This window comes from Streptomyces sp. GB4-14, assembly GCF_022696125.1.
GTDB lineage: Bacteria > Actinomycetota > Actinomycetes > Streptomycetales > Streptomycetaceae > Streptomyces > Streptomyces werraensis.
This window is the reverse complement of record NZ_RZHO01000002.1, coordinates 5,179,677-5,196,978: the sequence shown is the minus strand read 5'-3', so window position 1 is coordinate 5,196,978 and position 17,302 is coordinate 5,179,677. Positions and strand designations below refer to the sequence as shown.

17 protein-coding genes are annotated in these 17,302 nt (G+C 72.2%); 11 read left to right on the top strand and 6 right to left on the bottom strand.

Annotated elements, in window-relative coordinates:
- The first annotated feature begins 121 nt into the window (after window positions 1–121).
- The 6 genes from ELQ39_RS24945 (at window position 122) to thpD (ending at window position 5,112) form a co-directional block, all read left to right on the top strand.
- Window positions 122–1,222: a pyridoxal-phosphate-dependent aminotransferase family protein gene (locus tag ELQ39_RS24945; protein WP_242594054.1), complete on the top strand. Its 1,101-nt coding sequence runs from the start codon at window positions 122–124 to the stop codon at window positions 1,220–1,222.
- A gap of 229 nt (window positions 1,223–1,451) precedes the next feature.
- Window positions 1,452–1,577: a hypothetical protein gene (locus tag ELQ39_RS32445; protein ID WP_277994727.1), complete on the top strand. Its 126-nt coding sequence runs from the start codon at window positions 1,452–1,454 to the stop codon at window positions 1,575–1,577.
- A 353-nt stretch (window positions 1,578–1,930) separates the two neighbouring features.
- Entirely contained in the window at window positions 1,931–2,437 is a 507-nt protein-coding gene (gene ectA / locus ELQ39_RS24940; protein ID WP_190005103.1) for a diaminobutyrate acetyltransferase, read from the top strand.
- Window positions 2,438–2,505: 68 nt separating this feature from the next.
- Window positions 2,506–3,777 (top strand): diaminobutyrate--2-oxoglutarate transaminase, encoded by a 1,272-nt coding sequence (ectB, locus tag ELQ39_RS24935; RefSeq protein WP_242594052.1) that lies wholly within the window; start codon window positions 2,506–2,508, stop codon window positions 3,775–3,777.
- A gap of 33 nt (window positions 3,778–3,810) precedes the next feature.
- Window positions 3,811–4,209, top strand: a complete 399-nt coding sequence (locus ELQ39_RS24930; RefSeq protein WP_106414818.1) for an ectoine synthase — start codon at window positions 3,811–3,813, stop codon at window positions 4,207–4,209.
- A 6-nt stretch (window positions 4,210–4,215) separates the two neighbouring features.
- On the top strand, window positions 4,216–5,112 hold the full coding sequence (gene thpD, locus ELQ39_RS24925; RefSeq protein ID WP_242594050.1) for an ectoine hydroxylase: 897 nt from the start codon (window positions 4,216–4,218) through the stop codon (window positions 5,110–5,112).
- Between the two features lie 95 nt (window positions 5,113–5,207).
- Here the strand turns inward: thpD and ELQ39_RS24920 are convergent, their stop codons facing one another.
- From ELQ39_RS24920 to ELQ39_RS24905, 4 genes are all read right to left on the bottom strand, one after another.
- The gene (locus ELQ39_RS24920; RefSeq protein ID WP_242594048.1) at window positions 5,208–6,260 is read right to left on the bottom strand and encodes an aminotransferase class V-fold PLP-dependent enzyme; all 1,053 of its coding nucleotides are present in this window, start codon (window positions 6,258–6,260) and stop codon (window positions 5,208–5,210) included.
- Between the two features lie 69 nt (window positions 6,261–6,329).
- On the bottom strand, window positions 6,330–7,073 hold the full coding sequence (locus ELQ39_RS24915; protein WP_242594046.1) for a DsbA family oxidoreductase: 744 nt from the start codon (window positions 7,071–7,073) through the stop codon (window positions 6,330–6,332).
- Window positions 7,074–7,174: 101 nt separating this feature from the next.
- Window positions 7,175–7,783: a DUF1349 domain-containing protein gene (locus ELQ39_RS24910; protein ID WP_190005108.1), complete on the bottom strand. Its 609-nt coding sequence runs from the start codon at window positions 7,781–7,783 to the stop codon at window positions 7,175–7,177.
- 47 nt (window positions 7,784–7,830) lie between these two features.
- Window positions 7,831–8,427, bottom strand: coding sequence for a hypothetical protein (locus tag ELQ39_RS24905; protein ID WP_242594043.1), 597 nt, complete (start codon window positions 8,425–8,427; stop codon window positions 7,831–7,833).
- A 221-nt stretch (window positions 8,428–8,648) separates the two neighbouring features.
- Here ELQ39_RS24905 and ELQ39_RS24900 point away from each other — a divergent pair, with 221 nt between their 5' ends.
- Window positions 8,649–10,382, top strand: coding sequence for a sensor histidine kinase (locus tag ELQ39_RS24900; RefSeq protein ID WP_242594041.1), 1,734 nt, complete (start codon window positions 8,649–8,651; stop codon window positions 10,380–10,382).
- Between the two features lie 90 nt (window positions 10,383–10,472).
- Complete coding sequence (locus ELQ39_RS24895; protein WP_190005111.1) at window positions 10,473–11,135, top strand: response regulator transcription factor; 663 nt, start codon at window positions 10,473–10,475, stop codon at window positions 11,133–11,135.
- Window positions 11,136–11,157: 22 nt separating this feature from the next.
- Here the strand turns inward: ELQ39_RS24895 and ELQ39_RS24890 are convergent, their stop codons facing one another.
- Complete coding sequence (locus ELQ39_RS24890) at window positions 11,158–12,687, bottom strand: aldehyde dehydrogenase (NADP(+)) (RefSeq protein WP_242594039.1); 1,530 nt, start codon at window positions 12,685–12,687, stop codon at window positions 11,158–11,160.
- 142 nt (window positions 12,688–12,829) lie between these two features.
- Here ELQ39_RS24890 and ELQ39_RS24885 point away from each other — a divergent pair, with 142 nt between their 5' ends.
- The 3 genes from ELQ39_RS24885 (at window position 12,830) to ELQ39_RS24875 (ending at window position 15,728) form a co-directional block, all read left to right on the top strand.
- Entirely contained in the window at window positions 12,830–13,603 is a 774-nt protein-coding gene (locus tag ELQ39_RS24885) for an IclR family transcriptional regulator (RefSeq protein WP_242594037.1), read from the top strand.
- 3 nt (window positions 13,604–13,606) lie between these two features.
- Entirely contained in the window at window positions 13,607–14,080 is a 474-nt protein-coding gene (locus tag ELQ39_RS24880) for a GNAT family N-acetyltransferase (protein ID WP_190005113.1), read from the top strand.
- Between the two features lie 190 nt (window positions 14,081–14,270).
- Window positions 14,271–15,728 carry a peptidoglycan D,D-transpeptidase FtsI family protein gene (locus ELQ39_RS24875; RefSeq protein ID WP_190005114.1) on the top strand — a complete coding sequence of 486 codons (1,458 nt, stop codon included), beginning with the start codon at window positions 14,271–14,273 and terminating at the stop codon, window positions 15,726–15,728.
- A 68-nt stretch (window positions 15,729–15,796) separates the two neighbouring features.
- Here the strand turns inward: ELQ39_RS24875 and ELQ39_RS24870 are convergent, their stop codons facing one another.
- Window positions 15,797–17,245: an NCS2 family permease gene (locus ELQ39_RS24870; RefSeq protein ID WP_242594035.1), complete on the bottom strand. Its 1,449-nt coding sequence runs from the start codon at window positions 17,243–17,245 to the stop codon at window positions 15,797–15,799.
- Window positions 17,246–17,302 lie beyond the last annotated feature (57 nt).

The window sequence follows — 17,302 nt, the reverse complement described above, 5'->3', positions numbered from 1 at the left end:
CAAAGCGGCCCTGCGGACATCCTGCGCGGCGGTCGCTCCGGGGCGGCCCCTCCCGGCCGGTCCGCGAGGAAGGGTTAGGCTCGCAGGCGCGTACAGCGTCCCTGAGCGAAAGAGCACCACCGTGACGAACCTCCTCCTGGACCTGCCCCCGCTGAGCGCCGCGCGCTTCGCCTCGATCGAGGACCGGGTGGCACGGCTGCTGGGCACCCGGCAGGACGTGGTGATCACCCAGGGCGAGGCGCTGCTGCCGCTGGAGGGCGCGATCCGTGCGACGGCCGGGCCCGGGACGACCGCGCTGAACGTCATCACCGGCCCCTACGGGCAGACCTTCGGCGACTGGCTGCGTGACTGCGGCGCCACCGTCGTCGACCTGGCGGTGCCGTTCCACACGGCGGTGACCGCCGAGCAGGTGCGGGACGCGTTCGCCGAGCACCCGGAGATCGACTTCGTGTCGCTGGTGCACGCCGAGGCCGCCACCGGCAACACCAATCCGGTCGCCGCGATCGGCGAGGTGGTGCGGGAGCACGGGGCGCTGTTCTATCTGGACGCGGTCGCCTCGGTGGGCGCGGAACCGGTGTTGCCCGACGCCTGGGGCGTCGACCTGTGCGTCGTCGGGGCGCAGAAGGCGATGGGCGGGCCGGCCGGGGTGTCGGCGGTGTCGGTGAGCGAGCGTGCCTGGGCCCGCATGGCGGCCAACCCGAACGCGCCGCGCCGTTCCTACCTGTCCCTCCTCGACTGGAAGGAGCGGTGGATCGACGGCGGCCGCAGGACGCTGCTGCACGCCCCGGCACAGCTGGAGATGCTCGCGCTGGAGGCGTGCGTGGAGCGGATCGAGGCGGAGGGCCTGGAGACGGTGATGGCGCGGCACGCCTCGGCGGCCGCCGCGACCCGGGCGGGCGCGTCGGCGCTCGGCGGGGGGATCGCGCCGTACGTGCACGACGCGGCGGACGCGGCGCCGGTCGCCACGACGCTGCGGGCGCCGGCCGGTACGACCGCGTCGGAGCTGGTCGCGCGCGCCCTGGCCGCCGACCCCGAGCTTCCCCTCGCGGCGGGTGGTGGCGCCCTGGCGCGCGAGATGATCCGGGTCAACCACTACGGGCGCGACGCCACCCGGGGCACGGTGCGCGCGTGCCTGACGGCTGTGGCGACGGCCCTGACGGACGCGGGGCTGTCCGTCGACCTGCCTGCGGCGTTGGCGGCGGCGGAGCGGGCCTGGGTGTGAACGGGCCGGGGCCCCGCGGTCCTGAGCGTGGGTCTCCGGGCGCCGACGCCGATGCGGGGCGGGGCCGCCGCGCAGCCCGGCGACCCAGGGGCGGTACGGGTGGGCGCAGGCGGCACCTCGTGGCGCCGAGCCGCGTGACATGCCCTGAGGGCCGCCGGGGCGCCGGGGGCCGTCTGTCGCCGGGTGCGGGCCGAGTCGGGCCGTTCGCGCGGTTCTCCGCACCCCCGAGGTGGCGCGCGACCCCGATCGCGGGACGGACGACGCCTTCGCCGTGTGGCGGCGGGAGATCACCCGCGGGCGGAAGCTGCGCACCGGGCTCCTGCGGGAGCGCATCGAGGGGGTGACCGGCGCATGAATTCGGGGGGATTATCGAAATCCCTCGCACACATACTCCTGCGACATTCTCCGGCTTATTTCCCTATTACTCCGCGGAACAGCTTCCCGTCTTCTCCTGCCCGGTCCTCCGGACCCTAAACACCCTGATCCGAGAAGCGGCTACCGGACGTTTCCGGGGGCGGTCACAGAAGTTACACGGATGTGACCGGTTCCACATCCCGCCCGATTTGTTCCACTTCATTCCGCACAAACCGGAACATTTCATCGACTCCTCGCGCGGACACACTCGCACGCGCGATAACACATGACACGCTCGTACGTAACCCCGCAGGACGATGCAATTTTGAATTTACCTCGGTAAGTTCAATTCGCATGACTGCCGCACAAGCAGACCTGCAAATCGACCGCCCGACCGTGGCGGACGGAGCCGTGCTGTGGCGGATAGCCAAGGACTCGAAGGTCCTCGACCTGAACTCGTCGTACAGCTATCTGCTGTGGTGCCGTGACTTCGCCGCCACCTCGGCCGTCGCTCGCGACGAGCGCGGGGAGCCGGTCGGCTTCATCACCGGTTACCTCCGCCCGGACAGCCCGCGCACCCTGCTGGTCTGGCAGGTCGCCGTCGACGAGGCGCACCGCGGCCGAGGTCTGGCCGCCGCCATGCTCGACGCGCTGGCCGCCCGGACCGCCGCGGAGCACGGCGTGGACACCGTGGAGACCACCGTCGCTCCCGGCAACACGGCCTCCGAGCGCCTGTTCACCGCGTTCGCGGAGCGCCACGGCGCCCTGCTGGAGCGCGAGGTGCTCTTCGACGCCTCGGACTTCCCCGACGGACCGCACGACCCCGAAGTCCTGCACCGCATCGGGCCGTTCGCGCTCTGACGCGCCGGCCCGGCCCCCCGATCTTCCGACTCCCTCTGACTTCCCACGCCACCGAGGAGCGATTCGTCGTGACCATCACCCAGCCCGACCTCAGCGTCTTCGAGACCCTCGAGTCCGAGGTGCGCAGCTACTGCCGCGGCTGGCCCACCGTCTTCGACCGTGCGCACGGCAGCCGCATGTACGACGAGGACGGCCACGAGTACCTCGACTTCTTCGCCGGAGCCGGTTCACTCAACTACGGCCACAACAACCCCGTCCTCAAACGCGCCCTGATCGACTACCTGGAGCGGGACGGCGTCACGCACGGCCTCGACATGTCGACGACGGCCAAGCGCGCGTTCCTGGAGTCCTTCCAGAACTACATCCTCCGCCCCCGTGACCTGCCGTACAAGGTCATGTTCCCGGGCCCGACGGGCACCAACGCCGTGGAGTCCGCGCTGAAGCTGGCGCGGAAGGTGAAGGGCCGCGAATCCGTCGTGTCGTTCACCAACGCCTTCCACGGCATGTCGCTGGGCTCGCTCGCCGTGACCGGCAACGCCTTCAAGCGGGCCGGCGCCGGCATCCCGCTGGTGCACGGCACGCCGATGCCGTTCGACAACTACTTCGACGGCCAGGTCCCGGACTTCCTGTGGTTCGAGCGCATCCTGGAGGACCAGGGCTCGGGCCTCAACAAGCCGGCCGCGGTGATCGTCGAGACCGTGCAGGGCGAGGGCGGCATCAACGTGGCCCGGCCCGAGTGGCTGCGCGCCCTGGCCGAGCTGTGCGAGCGCCAGGACATGCTGCTCATCGTCGACGACATCCAGATGGGCTGCGGCCGCACGGGCGCGTTCTTCTCCTTCGAGGAGGCGGGCATCACGCCGGACATCGTGACCGTCTCCAAGTCGATCAGCGGCTACGGCCTGCCCATGGCACTGACCCTGTTCAAGCCGGAGCTGGACGTCTGGGAGCCGGGCGAGCACAACGGCACGTTCCGCGGCAACAACCCCGCGTTCGTGACGGCCACCGCCGCCCTGGAGGCGTACTGGGCGGACGGCTCCGCGATGGAGAAGCAGACCCGGGGGCGCGGCGAGCAGGTGGAGCAGGCGTTGATCGCCATCACCGAGGAGAACCTCGCCGACGTCAAGGAGTACCGCGGCCGCGGCCTCGTGTGGGGCCTGGAGTTCCACGACAAGGAGCGCGCCGGCCGGGTCGCTAGGCGCGCCTTCGAGCTCGGTCTGCTGATCGAGACGTCCGGCCCGGAGAGCGAGGTCGTCAAGCTGCTCCCCGCCCTGACCATCACCCCGGACGAGCTGGACGAGGGCCTCAGGGTCCTGGCCCGCGCCGTCCGTGAAACCGCCTGAGACACACCCCGGCCAAGGAGGCATCGCAACACCGTGATCGTCCGTTCGTTCAAGGAGATCGAAGGCACCGACCGGCACGTCAAATCGGCGTCCGGCACGTGGGAGAGCAAGCGCATCGTCCTCGCCAAGGAGAAGGTCGGCTTCTCCCTGCACGAGACGATCCTGTACGCGGGTACGGAAACGGACATGTGGTACGCGAACCACATCGAGGCCGTCGTCTGCACCAAGGGCGACGCCGAGCTGACCGACCGCGAGACCGGGAAGACGTACCACATCACGCCCGGAACCATGTACCTCCTCGACGGCCATGAGCGGCACACGCTCAAGGTCAAGGAGGACTTCCACTGCATCTGTGTCTTCAACCCGCCCGTGACCGGACGGGAGGACCACGACGAGAACGGCGTCTACCCGCTGCTCACCGAGGAGGTGTGATCCACCGTGACCACGACCACGCGCGTCACCGATCTCTACCCGACCCGCGGAACCACCGAGGTGGTCACCCCGCGCCAGGACCCGGTCGTCTGGGGTTCCCCGGACACGCCCGGCCCCGTCTCGGCGGGTGACCTCCAGGCGCTGGACCGCGACGGTTTCCTGGCCGTCGACCAGCTGATCGGCCCGGACGAGGTCGAGGTCTACAAGCGTGAGCTGGACCGGCTGGTGAGCGACCCGGCGATCCGCGCGGACGAGCGCTCGATCGTCGAGCCGAAGTCGCAGGAGATCCGCTCGGTCTTCGAGGTGCACAGGATCAGCGAGGTGTTCGCCCGGCTGGTGCGCGACGAGCGGGTCGTCGGGCGCGCCCGGCAGATCCTCGGCTCGGACGTGTACGTCCACCAGTCGCGGATCAACGTCAAGCCCGGCTTCGGCGCGAGCGGCTTCTACTGGCACTCGGACTTCGAGACCTGGCACGCCGAGGACGGCCTGCCGAACATGCGCACCATCTCGGTCTCGATCGCGCTCACCGAGAACTACGACACCAACGGCGGTCTGATGATCATGCCGGGGTCGCACAAGACGTTCCTCGGCTGCGCGGGCGCCACCCCGAAGGACAACTACAAGAAGTCCCTGCAGATGCAGGACGCGGGGACTCCGTCCGACGAGGCGCTGACCAGGATGGCGTCGGAGTACGGCATCAAGCTGTTCACCGGCAAGCCCGGGTCGGCGACCTGGTTCGACTGCAACTGCATGCACGGCTCCGGCGACAACATCACGCCGTACCCGCGCAGCAACGTGTTCATCGTGTTCAACAGCGTCGAGAACGCGGCGGTCGAGCCCTTCGCGGCCCCGATCCGCCGCCCCGAGTTCATCGGGGCGCGGGACTTCACCCCCGTGAAGTAGGGACACGCGCGGCGGTGCGTGTGCGCACCGCCCCACCGACTGCGGGCCGGGCCTCCTCGTGTGGGACAAGGAGGCGCCGGCCCGCTGCCCTGCGCTCAGCCGGCCAGCGCGTCGAGCAGCCGGTCCACGTCGGCGGCCGTGTTGTAGAGGTGGAACGACGCCCGCAGGTTGCCGGCGCGGTTCGACACCTCGATGCCCGCCCGCGACAGCTCCGGCTGCAGCCGCCCCAGCCCCGGCACGGACACGATGGGCGAGCCGGGCGCGGACACGGGCTCGTGGCCCAGCGGGGCGAGTCCCGCGCGGAAGCGGTCGGCGAGGGCGAGGTCGTGGGCGCGGACGGCGTCCACGCCGATCTCCTCGAGGAGCGTGAGGGACGCCCGCAGGGCCGCGTAGCTGAACAGCGCGGGGGTGCTGTCGAACCGCCGTGCGCTGCGGGCGAGTTCGGCGACGGGACCGTAGCAGCTGCCCCACGGGTCCTCCCCCGCGGTCCAGCCGGCCTGCACCGGGACCAGGTCGCCGAAGTCCTCGGGAACGGTGAGGAAGGCCGCGCCGTGTGCGCCCAGCAGCCACTTGAAGGTGATGGCGACGGTGTAGTCGTACGCGCCGGCCTCCACCGGCAGCCAGCCCGCGGCCTGGGAGAAGTCGACGTAGGTGCGCGCGCCGTGGGAGCGGGCCGCCTCGCGCAGCGCGGGCAGGTCGGCGATCCGGCCGTCGGCGGACTGGGCGGCGCTGACCGCGACCAGCGCGGTGCCCGGCCGCACGGCGTCGGCCAGGCCCTCCAGCGGCACCGACCGCACCTTGAGGTCGCCGCGCGCGTGGAAGGGGTTCAGCACGGAGGTGAAGTCGTCGTCGGCGGTGAGGACTTCGGCGCCCGGCGGCAGGGACGCGGCGACCAGCGAGGAGAACAGGGCGACGGTCGCCCCGGCCGCCACCCGCTCCACGGGCACGCCGGCCAGCCGGGCGTACGCGGCGCGGCACACCTCGACGTCGTCGAACAGCGGGTCGAGCGGACGCCCCTCCGCGCGCAGCCGGACGGCCGCGTCGAGCGCGGCCACGGCCCGCGCGGGCAGCAGGGCGCTGCTCGCGGTGTTCAGGTAGGTGTTCTTCGGGGTGAACTCGGCACGGACGAGGCTCTCGAAGGTCTCCATGGGACCACTCTGCGGCCCCGCCGTGCCCCCGTCCATCGCATATGTCTGCGCGGTACCGCCAAGGAACGCTTATACGTCCGCGCCGGCCTGGGCATTCCTCGGTCCGGGCACCGCGCACCCGTCCGGGCCGCAGGCGTCGGCGTCCGCGCCCCCGTCGACGAGGGTCAGCGGGGACCGCTCGCCCCAGGCCTGGGTGAGCGCCCGGGTGAAGACCTCGACGGGCTGCGCGCCGGAGACGCCGTACTTCCGGTCGAGCACGAAGAACGGCACCCCGCGCGCGCCGAGCCGGGCGGCCTCCTGCTCGTCGGCGCGGACCTCGGCGGCGTACGCCTCCGGGTCGGCGAGCACCGCGCGGGCGGCCTCGGGGTCGAGGCCGGCGGCGCCGGCGAGTTCGACGAGCCGCTCGTCGTCGCCGAACAGGGAGCGCTCCTCCGCGAAGTTGGCCCGGTAGAGCAGGTCGAGCAGCCGCTCCTGGCGGCCGTGCTCGCGGGCGAGGTGCAGCAGGCGGTGCATGTCGAAGGTGCCGCCGTGGTCACGGCCCCGGGTGCGGTAGGGCAGGCCCTCGGCGGCGGCCTGGGCGCCCAGGTTGTCCTCGCCGGCCTCGGCCTGCGCCTGGCTCATGCCGTACTTCTTGGTGAGCATCGTGAGCACGGGCTCGACGTCGTCCTTGGCGCGGCCCGGATCGAGCTCGAAGGAGCGGTGGACCACCTCGATCCCGTCACGGTGCGGGAAGGAGGCCAGCGCCTTCTCGAAACGGGCTTTTCCGACATAGCACCACGGGCAGGCGATGTCGGACCAGATCTCGACGCGCATGGGCGGGCTCTCTCCAGGGTCGGCACGGCTGCGGAGACGATCTCCGCAACCGGATGAACGTTCAAGCAACCGTCGGCATTCCCGGTGGACCCGGCCCTCGCTCAGCTGCCGTCGCGCAGGTCCGGCGGCCAGTGCAGCCGGTACTCGATCCGGTCGAAGGTCACCACGCACCCCTCCCCCATCGGCGACTGGGTCGCGAACCCGACCAGGGCCGCCCCCGTCTCCTTCTCGTCGCCGAGGGTGAACAGGCGGACGAAGGTCCACTGCTTGCCGTCGCGCGAGGCGTGGAAGGCGAAGGCGCGCCCGGTGCGGCTCACCCGCAGCCAGACCGTCTTGCCGTCCACGGTGAAGGAGTTGGCGTCGTCGGAGTGGCCCCGGGTGACGACCGTGCAGACGGTGGGCACGTCCGGGGAGTACTCCAGGCACAGCTTGGCCCACGCCCGCTCGCCGACATGGACGTAGAGCACCCCGGCGTCGAAGGAGCCGGCGAAGCCGACCGTGACGCGGGCGATCAGCTGGAAGTCGCCCTCGGGCGCGCCGAGCAGCCTGGGCGCGTCGGCGGCGGACTCCAGGGACTCGCCGGTGGGCGGCACGAAGCGGTCCTGCCGCGGTCCCGCCCATCCGGTGAGGACGCCGTCCTCGTAGGACCAGGAGCCGTCGGGGCCGTAGGTCCGCAGCGGGAAGGGGAGTTCGGGTATGTCCAGGTCCATGGCGGGATTCTCCCAGGAGCGGCGCCGCCGCGCGCACCGGGCCCCGGTCAGCGGCCCTGGAAGGTGTCCAGGGCGACCGCCTGGGCGACGGCGAGGCGCAGGTCGAGGTCGGGGGCGGTCACCTCGACGAGGTAGCGGTCGCGCAGGCCGATCTTCTTGTCGACGGTCATCACGGGCTTGCCCTCGCTCTCGAAGTCGAAGTGGTACGGCCAGGCGAACGGCACCAGGTCCAGCGGCAGCCAGTCCCAGGCCCGGCGCAGCACGGCCACGAACCGGTTGCGCTCCCGCCCCACGGCGTCGGGCGCGCCCGGCTGCTCCAGCACCCAGGTGGAGCGGACCAGGGAGGTGAAGAACCGCTCGCGCAAGGCGCCGACGGGCTTGCCGTCGGCGTCCGCCACGTCGAAGCCCTCGCCGGGGTCCAGCAGGGAGCGCTCCCTGACCGTGAACGCCACCTGGCTCCTGGACGCGTCGGCGAAGAAGGTCAGTTCCTCCCTGAGGGAGAACCGCTTCAGCTCGGCGTAGGCGAGGACCCGGCCCTCGGAGCCGTCCGGCGCGGTCTCCGTGACGAGGTACCGGTCGGTCTTCAGGGTGGCCCTCTGCGTGACGGTGAAGCGTCGTCCTGTCCAGGGTCCTGCTGCGTCCACTGCTGCGCTCCCGGTGTCGGTGGAGGGTGCCGCCGGCGGAGGTCCTCACCCGGCTCCGCCATCGTCGCCGGACGGGCCGGGCGGGCGCAGTCACCGGAAGTCGCGGGCCACAACGGCGGGATTACATACGGACGTTGACGGGCGTCGTTCACTTTCGTCGTTCGGGGCCGCTACGGAGGGAGGATGCCGGCGCCCCGGGGCGGACCCCTAGGGTCGGGCGCGTGGACATAGCGCAGACCTCTCGCCCCGCCCGTCCCCTGCTGTCCCGGCTGGCCGCCGCCTCCCCCTGGTCCCGCGGCCGGATCGCCGGGGAGAGCGTGCTCGTCCTGGTGCTCGCGGGCATCGCGGGACCGATGTACGCCACGGAAAGCGGATCCTCCGCGAGGGGCTGGGCGGTGGCCCTGCTCGTCGCCCTGCTCACGCTGGTCCGGCGCTCCCTGCCCGCCACCGTGCTCGTCGTCTCCTCCGCCCTGGCCGGCTCGATCCTCGGGACCGGCCCGCTGCTGATCTACGCGAGCTGGTCGGCCGGCAGCCGCATCAGGCGTCCCTGGCACGCGGTGGGCGCGTACGCCGCCGGACTGGTGCTGTACATCGCGGGCGGCCTGCTCGGGGACGGGGCCGAGGAGGTGCCGGAGCTGTCGCTGCTGATGACGGCGGTGCTGGGCGCGGGCCCCTACCTGGTGCTGGCGGTCGTGCCGGGGCTCGCCTCCCGGTACCGCGCGCAGCGCCGTGACCTGCTGGAGGCGCTGCGCCGGCACAACGCCCAACTGGTGCGCGAGCAGGCGATGGTGGCGCGGCAGGCGCGGCTGCTGGAGCGGCATCGGATCGCCCAGGACATGCACGACAGCCTCGGCCACCAGCTCGCCCTGATCGCGGTGCACGCCGGGGCGCTGGAGGTGGACCCGGAACTCGGCGACCGGCAGCGGGAGGGGGTGGGCATTCTCCGGGAGGCCGCCAGGTCGGCGATGCGGGAGCTGCGCGAGGCCGTCGGCATCCTCCGGGACGACACGGAGGAGCCGCCCGCGTCCTCTCCCTCCCCCGGACCGGAGGCGGCCGGGGCGCCGCCCGCCCGGGGCGCGGCCGGGGTGGACGCGCTGGTCGCGTCGTCACGGAGCGCGGGCGTGCCGGTGGAGCTGCGCCGCTCGGGCGAGCAGCGGCCGCTCGCCCCGGCCGCGGACCACGCCGTCTACCGCATCGTCCAGGAGGGCCTCACCAACGCCCACAAGCACGCGCCGGGCGCCGCGATCACCGTGGAGCTGCGCTACGAACCGGACAGCCTGGTGGTGGAGGTGGCCAACGGGCCGGTGGCGGACGGGGTGCCTCCGGGGCCGCCCGCGATCAGCGGGGGCCAGGGCCTGGCGGGGCTCGAGGAGCGGGCCCGGCTGGTCGGCGGCATGGTGCACAGCGGCCCCTCCCCCGACGGCGGCTTCCGCCTCGCCGGTGTGCTGCCGTACGGCGACGGCGCCTCGCCCGTGGGCCCCGACGACGCGACGTCCGTCGCCGCGGGCCGCGACTTTCGGGGGCAGATCCGGGCGGGCGCCGCGGGCGACGGTGGAGCGGACATCGAACGCTCCGACCCGAAGGAGTACGCCGCCATCATGAGCAGCAAGAAGAACGTCGCCCTGGGGTGCGCCCTCGTCTCCGTCGTCCTCGTCGCCGGCACCGTCGCCCTGCTGGTGTGGGGGGTGAACAAGATGATCGACGAGGTGCAGAAGGGGGTCATACCGGCGTACGTGTACGAGGACGCGCGCATCGGCGACGCCGAGGCGGATCTGCGCGAGCACTTCCCCGAGGGCGACTCGCTGCTCACCGACGGCGTGGAGGAGCAGGGGCCGCCGCTGCCCGCGGACGCGGTGTGCGAGCACTTCGTGGACGACGAGAAGGACATCGTGTACCGGTTCTGCTTCCGCGACGGGAAGCTGGTCGCCAAGGAGTCCTACCCGCACGTGGTCTGACGGGCCGCCGGCTCCGGGCCGGCGGGGGAATCGGGCATGATGGCATGGCTCCGCCATCCGCCCGTCCCACCGCACCGCGCAGGAGGCCGCGTGATCCGGGTCCTGGTCGCCGACGACGAGCCGCTCATCAGGGCCGGCATCAGGATGATCCTCACCTCGGCCGACGACATCGACGTCGTCGCCGAGGCCCGGGACGGCCGGGAGGCGGTGGAGACCGCCCGCTCCACCGCCGTCGACGTGGCGCTGCTGGACATCCAGATGCCGGAGCTGGACGGGCTGACGGCGCTGGCCGAGATCGGCCGGGTCGCGCCCCGGGTGCGCGTGCTGATCCTGACGACGTTCGGGGAACGGGAGAACGTGCTGCGGGCGCTGGGCCACGGCGGCGCCGGTTTCCTGCTGAAGGACTCCGCGCCGCAGGAGCTGATCCACGCGGTCCGCGCGGCGGCGGCCGGGAACGCCTATCTCTCCCCGGCCGCCACCCGGCACGTGGTGGACACCCTGGCCTCGCCCGCGGCGACCGCGCGCGGCGAGGAGGCGCGCCGCCGGCTGTCCGCGCTCACCGAGCGGGAGCTGCAGGTGCTGGCGCTCCTCGGGGAGGGGCTGTCCAACGCGGACGCCGGGGCCCGGCTGCACATGAGCGAGGCCACGGTGAAGACGTACGTCAGCCGGATCCTGACCAAGCTGGACTGCGACAACCGGGTGCAGGCCGCGCTCCTGGCCCGGGACGCGGGCCTGGAGCCGGCCGGCGGGTGAACGGGGGCCGGCCGGACGGAGGTCAGCGCTCCAGGCGGCCGTTGAAGCGGCGGGGCAGCCCGAGCGGGTTGTCGTCCTTCAGCTCCGGCGGCAACAGCGCCTCCGGGGCTCCTTGGTAGACGACGGGCCGCAGCCAGCGTTCGATCGCCGTGCCGCCCACGGAGGTGGACGTGGAGGTGGTCGCCGGGTAGGGGCCGCCATGGTGCTGGGCGGGGGCGACGGCGACGCCGGTCGGCCAGCCGTTCACCAGCACGCGCCCCGCCAACGGCGTCAGCTCCCGCACCAGTTCGGCGCCGCGGCCCTGTCCGGCCGCCTCCTCGGAGGACACGTGCACGGTCGCGGTGAGGTTGCCGGGGAGCCGGGACAGCACCGCCCGCACCTCCGCCTCGTCCGTGTAGCGGGCCACCACGGTGACCGGTCCGAAGCACTCCTCCAGCAGCAGGTCGTGCTCGCCCTCGCGGGTCAGCCGCTCCGCCGGGACGGTGAGGAAGCCCGCGCTGACGGTGTGCTCGCCGCCCGCGCCCGCGGTCACCGGGGATTCCACGCCGGGGAGCTGCGCGCGCTCGGTGACACCGGCGAGGAAGTTGTCGCGCATGCGGTGGTCGAGCAGGACACCGGGGTCGGTGTCGCTGACCGCGTCCGTGAGGGACTTCAGCAGGGCGTCGCCGGCCGAGGAGGCGGGGGCGAGGACCAGGCCCGGCTTCACGCAGAACTGGCCGACGCCCAGCGTCATCGAGCCGGCCAGCCCCGCCCCGATCGCCTCGCCGCGCTCGGCGGCGGCTGCCTCGGTGACCAGGACCGGGTTGAGCGAGCCGAGCTCGCCGTGGAACGGGATGGGGACGGGCCGGGCGGCGGCCTCGTCGAAGAGGGCGCGGCCGCCGCGGACCGAGCCGGTGAAGCCGGCCGCCGCGACCAGCGGGTGCCGGATCAGCTCGATGCCGGCGTCGAAACCGTGCACCAGTCCGAGCACGCCGTCGGGCACCTCGTGCCGGGCGGCGGCCCGGCGGATCACCCTGGCGACCAGCTCCGACAGGGCGGGGTGGTCGGGGTGGGCCTTGACGACGACGGGGCAGCCGGCCGCCAGGGCGCTCGCGGTGTCGCCGCCGGCCACGGAGAAGGCGAACGGGAAGTTGGACGCCGAGTAGACGGCGACGACGCCCAGCGGGATCTTGTAGCGGCGCAGGTCGGGGACGGGCGGGGTGGCGGTGTCGTCGGGGTGGTCGATGACGACGTCGAGGAAGGCGCCCTCCTCGACGATGCCGGCGAAGGCGCGCAGCTGATAGCAGGTGCGGGCGAGTTCGCCGGTGAGGCGGACCGGGCCGAGCGCGGTCTCGGCGTCGGCGGCCTCGACGAGCCGGTCGCGGGCGGCTTCCAGTTCGTCGGCGGCGGAGCGCAGGAAGGCGGCGCGCACGGCACGGTCGGCCAGCGCCTCACGCGCGGCGTGGGCGTCCCGGACGGCCGCGTCCACCTCCTGGGCTGTGGCCTCCACCGCAACCTGTTCACGCTGCTTCCCGGTTCGGGGGTCGACACTCCAGACTGGTGCTGCTGCCACCGCGGGTCCCTCCACTTGAATGCCGCATGCAATGCCGCAGTATGTACGTCACCCCCAGCGGGTGTTCGATATACTGAACACTGTCTCTGTGGGTGAATGTGCTTGGGAGACTATTTCCCGGCGAACGAAGGGGTCAAGGGCGATGTCGGCTGGCGAGACGGGCGGCGGGGCGCAGGTCAAGTCCGCGGTACGGACCGTTGAACTGCTCGAATACTTCGCCGGACGTCCCGGGATGCACTCCCTGGCCGCGGTCCAGGAGGCCGTCGGCTATCCCAAGTCCAGCCTGTACATGCTGCTGCGCACGCTCGTCGACCTCGGCTGGGTGGAGACGGACGCGACGGGCACCCGGTACGGCATCGGCGTGCGGGCGCTGCTGGTCGGCACCTCGTACATCGACGGCGACGAGGTCGTCGCGGCGGCCCGGCCCACGCTGGACCGGCTCTCCGACGACACCACCGAGACGATCCACCTGGCGCGTCTGGACGGCACCAACGTCGTCTACCTGGCCACCCGCCAGTCCCAGCACTACCTGCGCCCCTTCACCCGCGTCGGACGCCGGCTGCCCGCGCACTCGACCTCGCTGGGCAAGGCGCTGCTGAGCACGTACACGGACGAGCAGGTGCGCAAGATGCTCCCCGAGACGCTGCCCGCGCTCACCGAGAACACCATCACCGACCGGGAGAAGCTCATCGAGGAGCTGCACCAGGTGCGGGAGCAGGGCTTCGCCGTGGACCGCGAGGAGAACACCCTGGGGCTGCGCTGCTTCGGCGTGGCGATCCCCTACCGCACGCCCGCCCGGGACGCCATCAGCTGCTCGGTCCCGGTGGCCCGGCTCACCCCCGCCCACGAAGAGATGGTGAAGGACGCCCTGTTCGACGCCCGCGACCGGCTGACCCTGGCCACCCGGAGGCTCTGACCCGTGGACATCGCCCTGCGCCCGGTGCACGACAGCGACCTGCCCGTCTTCTTCCGGCAGACGAACGACCCGGAATCGGTGCGGATGGCCGCCTTCACCCCCGAGGACCCGGCCGACCGCGACCGCTTCGAGGCGAAGTGGGCGCACATCCGCAGTTCCCCGGAGATCGTGGCGCGCACGGTGCTCGTGGACGGCGACGTGGTGGGCTCCGTGTCCGTCTTCGGCGAGGCGGGCGAACGTGAGGTGACGTACTGGATCGACCGCGCCCACTGGGGCAAGGGCATCGCCACGGCCGCGCTGCGCGCCCTGCTGGCGGAGGTGACCGAGCGCCCGCTGTACGCGCGCGTGGCCGCCGACAACGCGGGCTCGCTGCGTGTGCTGCGCACGTGCGGCTTCCAGGTCACCGGTGAGGCCAGGGGGTACGCGCCGGGCCGGGGCGAGGAGACGGACGAACTGGTGCTGGCGCTGGAGGACTGAGCTCGAAGGGCCGGTGGCCTTCGGGCGCCGGCGGACAGCTCCCCCGGGGCGCGGGGAACCGCGCGCCAAGCCCTCACCCACCCGCACCCGTGTGAGCGGTCTCACGCCCGAGGGCGACTGTATGAACAGCCGATGAGAATCCGGCCGGACGGGAACGTCCCGCCCCTCTCCGCTCGTCTGTCCCCACGCGATGAACAGGACGATCAGGCGTGCCTCCGTCTTCACGCTGCTCCTGGTGTTCGCCCTGCTGGTGCGGGCGACCTGGGTGCAGTTCTACGAGGGCCGGGCACTGGCGGACGACAGCGACAACCGGCGCAACGCGATCGAGACGTACGCGGAGCCGCTGGGGAACATCGTCGTGGCCGGGGAGCACATCACCGGCTCGGCGCGGACGAAGGGGAGCGACCTCGCGTACAAGCGCACCTACACGGACGGGCCGCTGTACGCGGCGGTGACCGGCTACGCCTCGCAGGCCTACGCGCCGACCCAGCTCGAGGGCATCTACGCGGACGTGCTCAACGGCACGGACCCCCGTCTGAAGACGGTGGCGGACACCGTCACCAACGGGCGGGCCGCCCCGGGGAACGTGGTGACGACCGTCGACCCGGCCGTGCAGAAGGCGGCGTACAAGGCGCTCGGCGACAAGAAGGGCGCCGCGGTCGCCATCGACCCGGAGACGGGCCGCATCCTCGCCGCCGTGTCCACCCCGTCGTACGACCCGACGTCGCTGACCGACGCCAACACCGCGGGCGAGGCGTGGACACGGCTGAACGAGGACCCGGACAAGCCGCTGACCAACCGGGCGCTGCGCCAGCCGCTGCCACCCGGCTCGACGTTCAAGCTGGTGGTGGCGGCGGCCGCGCTGGAGGACGGGCTGTACTCCTCGGTGGACGAGCGGACCGACAGCCCCGACCCCTACCCTCTCCCGGACTCGTCGAAGGACCTCACCAACGAGAACCCGTCCGCGCCCTGCGAGAACGCGTCGATCCGGGTGGCGCTGCAGTACTCCTGCAACAACGTCTTCGGCAAGATGGCCGTCGACCTGGGGCAGGACAAGGTGCGGGACATGGCGGAGAAGTTCGGCTTCAACGACGAGAAGCAGGACGTCCCGGTGCGCGCCTACACCAGCGTGTACCCCTCGGACATGGACCGGCCCCAGACGGCGCTGAGCGGCATCGGACAGTTCGACGTGACGGCGACGCCGCTGCAGATCGCGATGGTGTCGGCGGCGATCGCGAACGACGGCGAGCTGGTGTCGCCGCACATGGTGTCCCGGGTGACCGACAGCGGCGGCGACGTGCTGGAGGACCACGACGAGGACGCCTCGACGCGGCGGATCGTCAGCTCCTCGACCGCCGAGCAGCTGCGGTCGGCGATGCAGACGGTCGTGAGCGAGGGCACGGGCACCAACGCGCAGCTGTCCGGCGCCACCGTGGGCGGCAAGACCGGCACGGCCCAGCACGGCGAGAACAACAGCAAGACGCCGTACGCCTGGTTCACCTCGTACGCCGAGTCCGACTCCAACGGCAAGAAGGTCGCCGTGGCGGTGCTGGTGGAGCAGTCGGACGCGGAGCGTTCGGAGGTCAGCGGCAACGGGCTGGCGGCCCCGATCGCGCGGGAGACCATGAAGGCCGCGCTCCAGGACTGACCTCGCGGACTCACGCGTGCGGGCCGCCCCCGGTGCTCCAGGGGGCGGCCCGCGGCGCTGTACGACGGTCAGATGCCGAGCAACTGCTCGATCGGGTCGATGGCGAAGTACACCAGGAACAGCGCCGAGGTGCCCCACAGCAGCCAGTGGACCTCCTTGGCGCGGCCCAGCACCGCCTTGATGAGGACGTAGGCGAGGAAGCCGGCGCCGATGCCGTTGGTGATGGAGTAGGTGAACGGCATCACGGCGATGGTGAGGAACGCCGGGACGGCGATCTCGTAGCGGTCCCAGTCGATGTGCTTGACCTGCGTCATCATCAGGAAGCCGACGGCGACCAGGGCGGGCGCGGCCGCCTGGAGCGGGACGATGGTGAGCAGCGGGGTGAGGAACAGCGCGAGCCCGAACAGCGAGCCGGTGACCAGGTTGGCGAAGCCGGTGCGGGCGCCCTCGCCGACGCCGGCCGCCGACTCGATGTAGGAGGTCGCCGAGGAGGCGGAGGCGGCGCCGCCCGCGACGGCCGCGGCGCCGTCGATCAGCAGCACCTTGCCGAGGCCGGGCACCTTGCCGTCCTCGTCCAGCAGGCCGGCCTCGGCGCTGACGCCGACGACGGTGCCCATGGTGTCGAAGAAGTCGGACAGGATCAGGGTGAACACCAGCAGCACGACGGTGACGACGCCGACCTGGCCGAACGCGCCGAACAGGCTGAACTGGCCGAGGAGACCGAAGTCGGGGGCGTCCACGATCGTGTCGGGCCACTCGGGGGTGGTGAGGCCCCACGTCTCGACGTCGGCGAGCGCGTTGACCGCCAGCGCGACGACGGTCATGGTGACGATGCTGACGAGGATCGCGCCGCGCACCTTGCGGGCGAGCAGGCCGATGGTGAGGAGCACGCCGACGCAGAACACCAGCATCGGCCAGCCGGCGAGGGTGCCGGTGCTGCCGAGCTGGACCGGCACGGTGGTGTTCGCGGCGTCCGGGATGCGGGTGACGAACCCGGCGTCGACGAAGCCGATCAGGGCGATGAACAGGCCGATGCCGACGCTGATGGCCTGCTTCAGCTGCCGCGGGATGGCGTGCATGACGGCCTCCCGCAGCCCGGTCACCACCAGAACGCAGATGAGCAGGCCCTCCAGCACGATCAGGCCCATGGCGTCGTCCCAGCTCATCAGCGGGGCGAGCTGGAAGGCGACGACCGCGTTGAGGCCCAGCCCGGCGGCCAGGGCGAGGGGCAGGTTGCCGCCGACGCCCATGACGATCGTCATCACGGCGGCCACCAGGGCGGTGGCGGTGGTGAGCTGCACCGGGTCGAGCTGCTCACCGGACTTGTCCTTCGCGCTGCCCAGGATGAGCGGGTTGAGCACGAGGATGTAGGCCATCGTGAAGAAGGTGGCGAAGCCGCCGCGTATCTCCCGGCCGAACGTCGAGCCTCGTTCGGTGATCCGGAAGAACCGGTCGACACCCGTCACCGTGGACGGCCCGGCGTCCTGCCGGCCGGCCGTCTTCTGTGCCTCGGACATGCAACTGCTCCTCGATGAGCGGGAGATGATGATCTGCTGAACGCTGGCTGGATTGTG

Excerpts from the sequence above, each read along its gene's own strand:
- ectA (WP_190005103.1), top strand. The coding sequence starts at position 1,931 with ATGACTGCCGCACAAGCAGACCTGCAAATCGACCGCCCGACCGTGGCG.
- ELQ39_RS24920 (WP_242594048.1), bottom strand. The coding sequence starts at position 6,260 with ATGGAGACCTTCGAGAGCCTCGTCCGTGCCGAGTTCACCCCGAAGAAC.
- ELQ39_RS24915 (WP_242594046.1), bottom strand. The coding sequence starts at position 7,073 with ATGCGCGTCGAGATCTGGTCCGACATCGCCTGCCCGTGGTGCTATGTC.
- ELQ39_RS24910 (WP_190005108.1), bottom strand. The coding sequence starts at position 7,783 with ATGGACCTGGACATACCCGAACTCCCCTTCCCGCTGCGGACCTACGGC.
- ELQ39_RS24885 (WP_242594037.1), top strand. The coding sequence starts at position 12,830 with ATGTCGGCTGGCGAGACGGGCGGCGGGGCGCAGGTCAAGTCCGCGGTA.
- ELQ39_RS24875 (WP_190005114.1), top strand. The coding sequence starts at position 14,271 with ATGAACAGGACGATCAGGCGTGCCTCCGTCTTCACGCTGCTCCTGGTG.
- ELQ39_RS24870 (WP_242594035.1), bottom strand. The coding sequence starts at position 17,245 with ATGTCCGAGGCACAGAAGACGGCCGGCCGGCAGGACGCCGGGCCGTCC.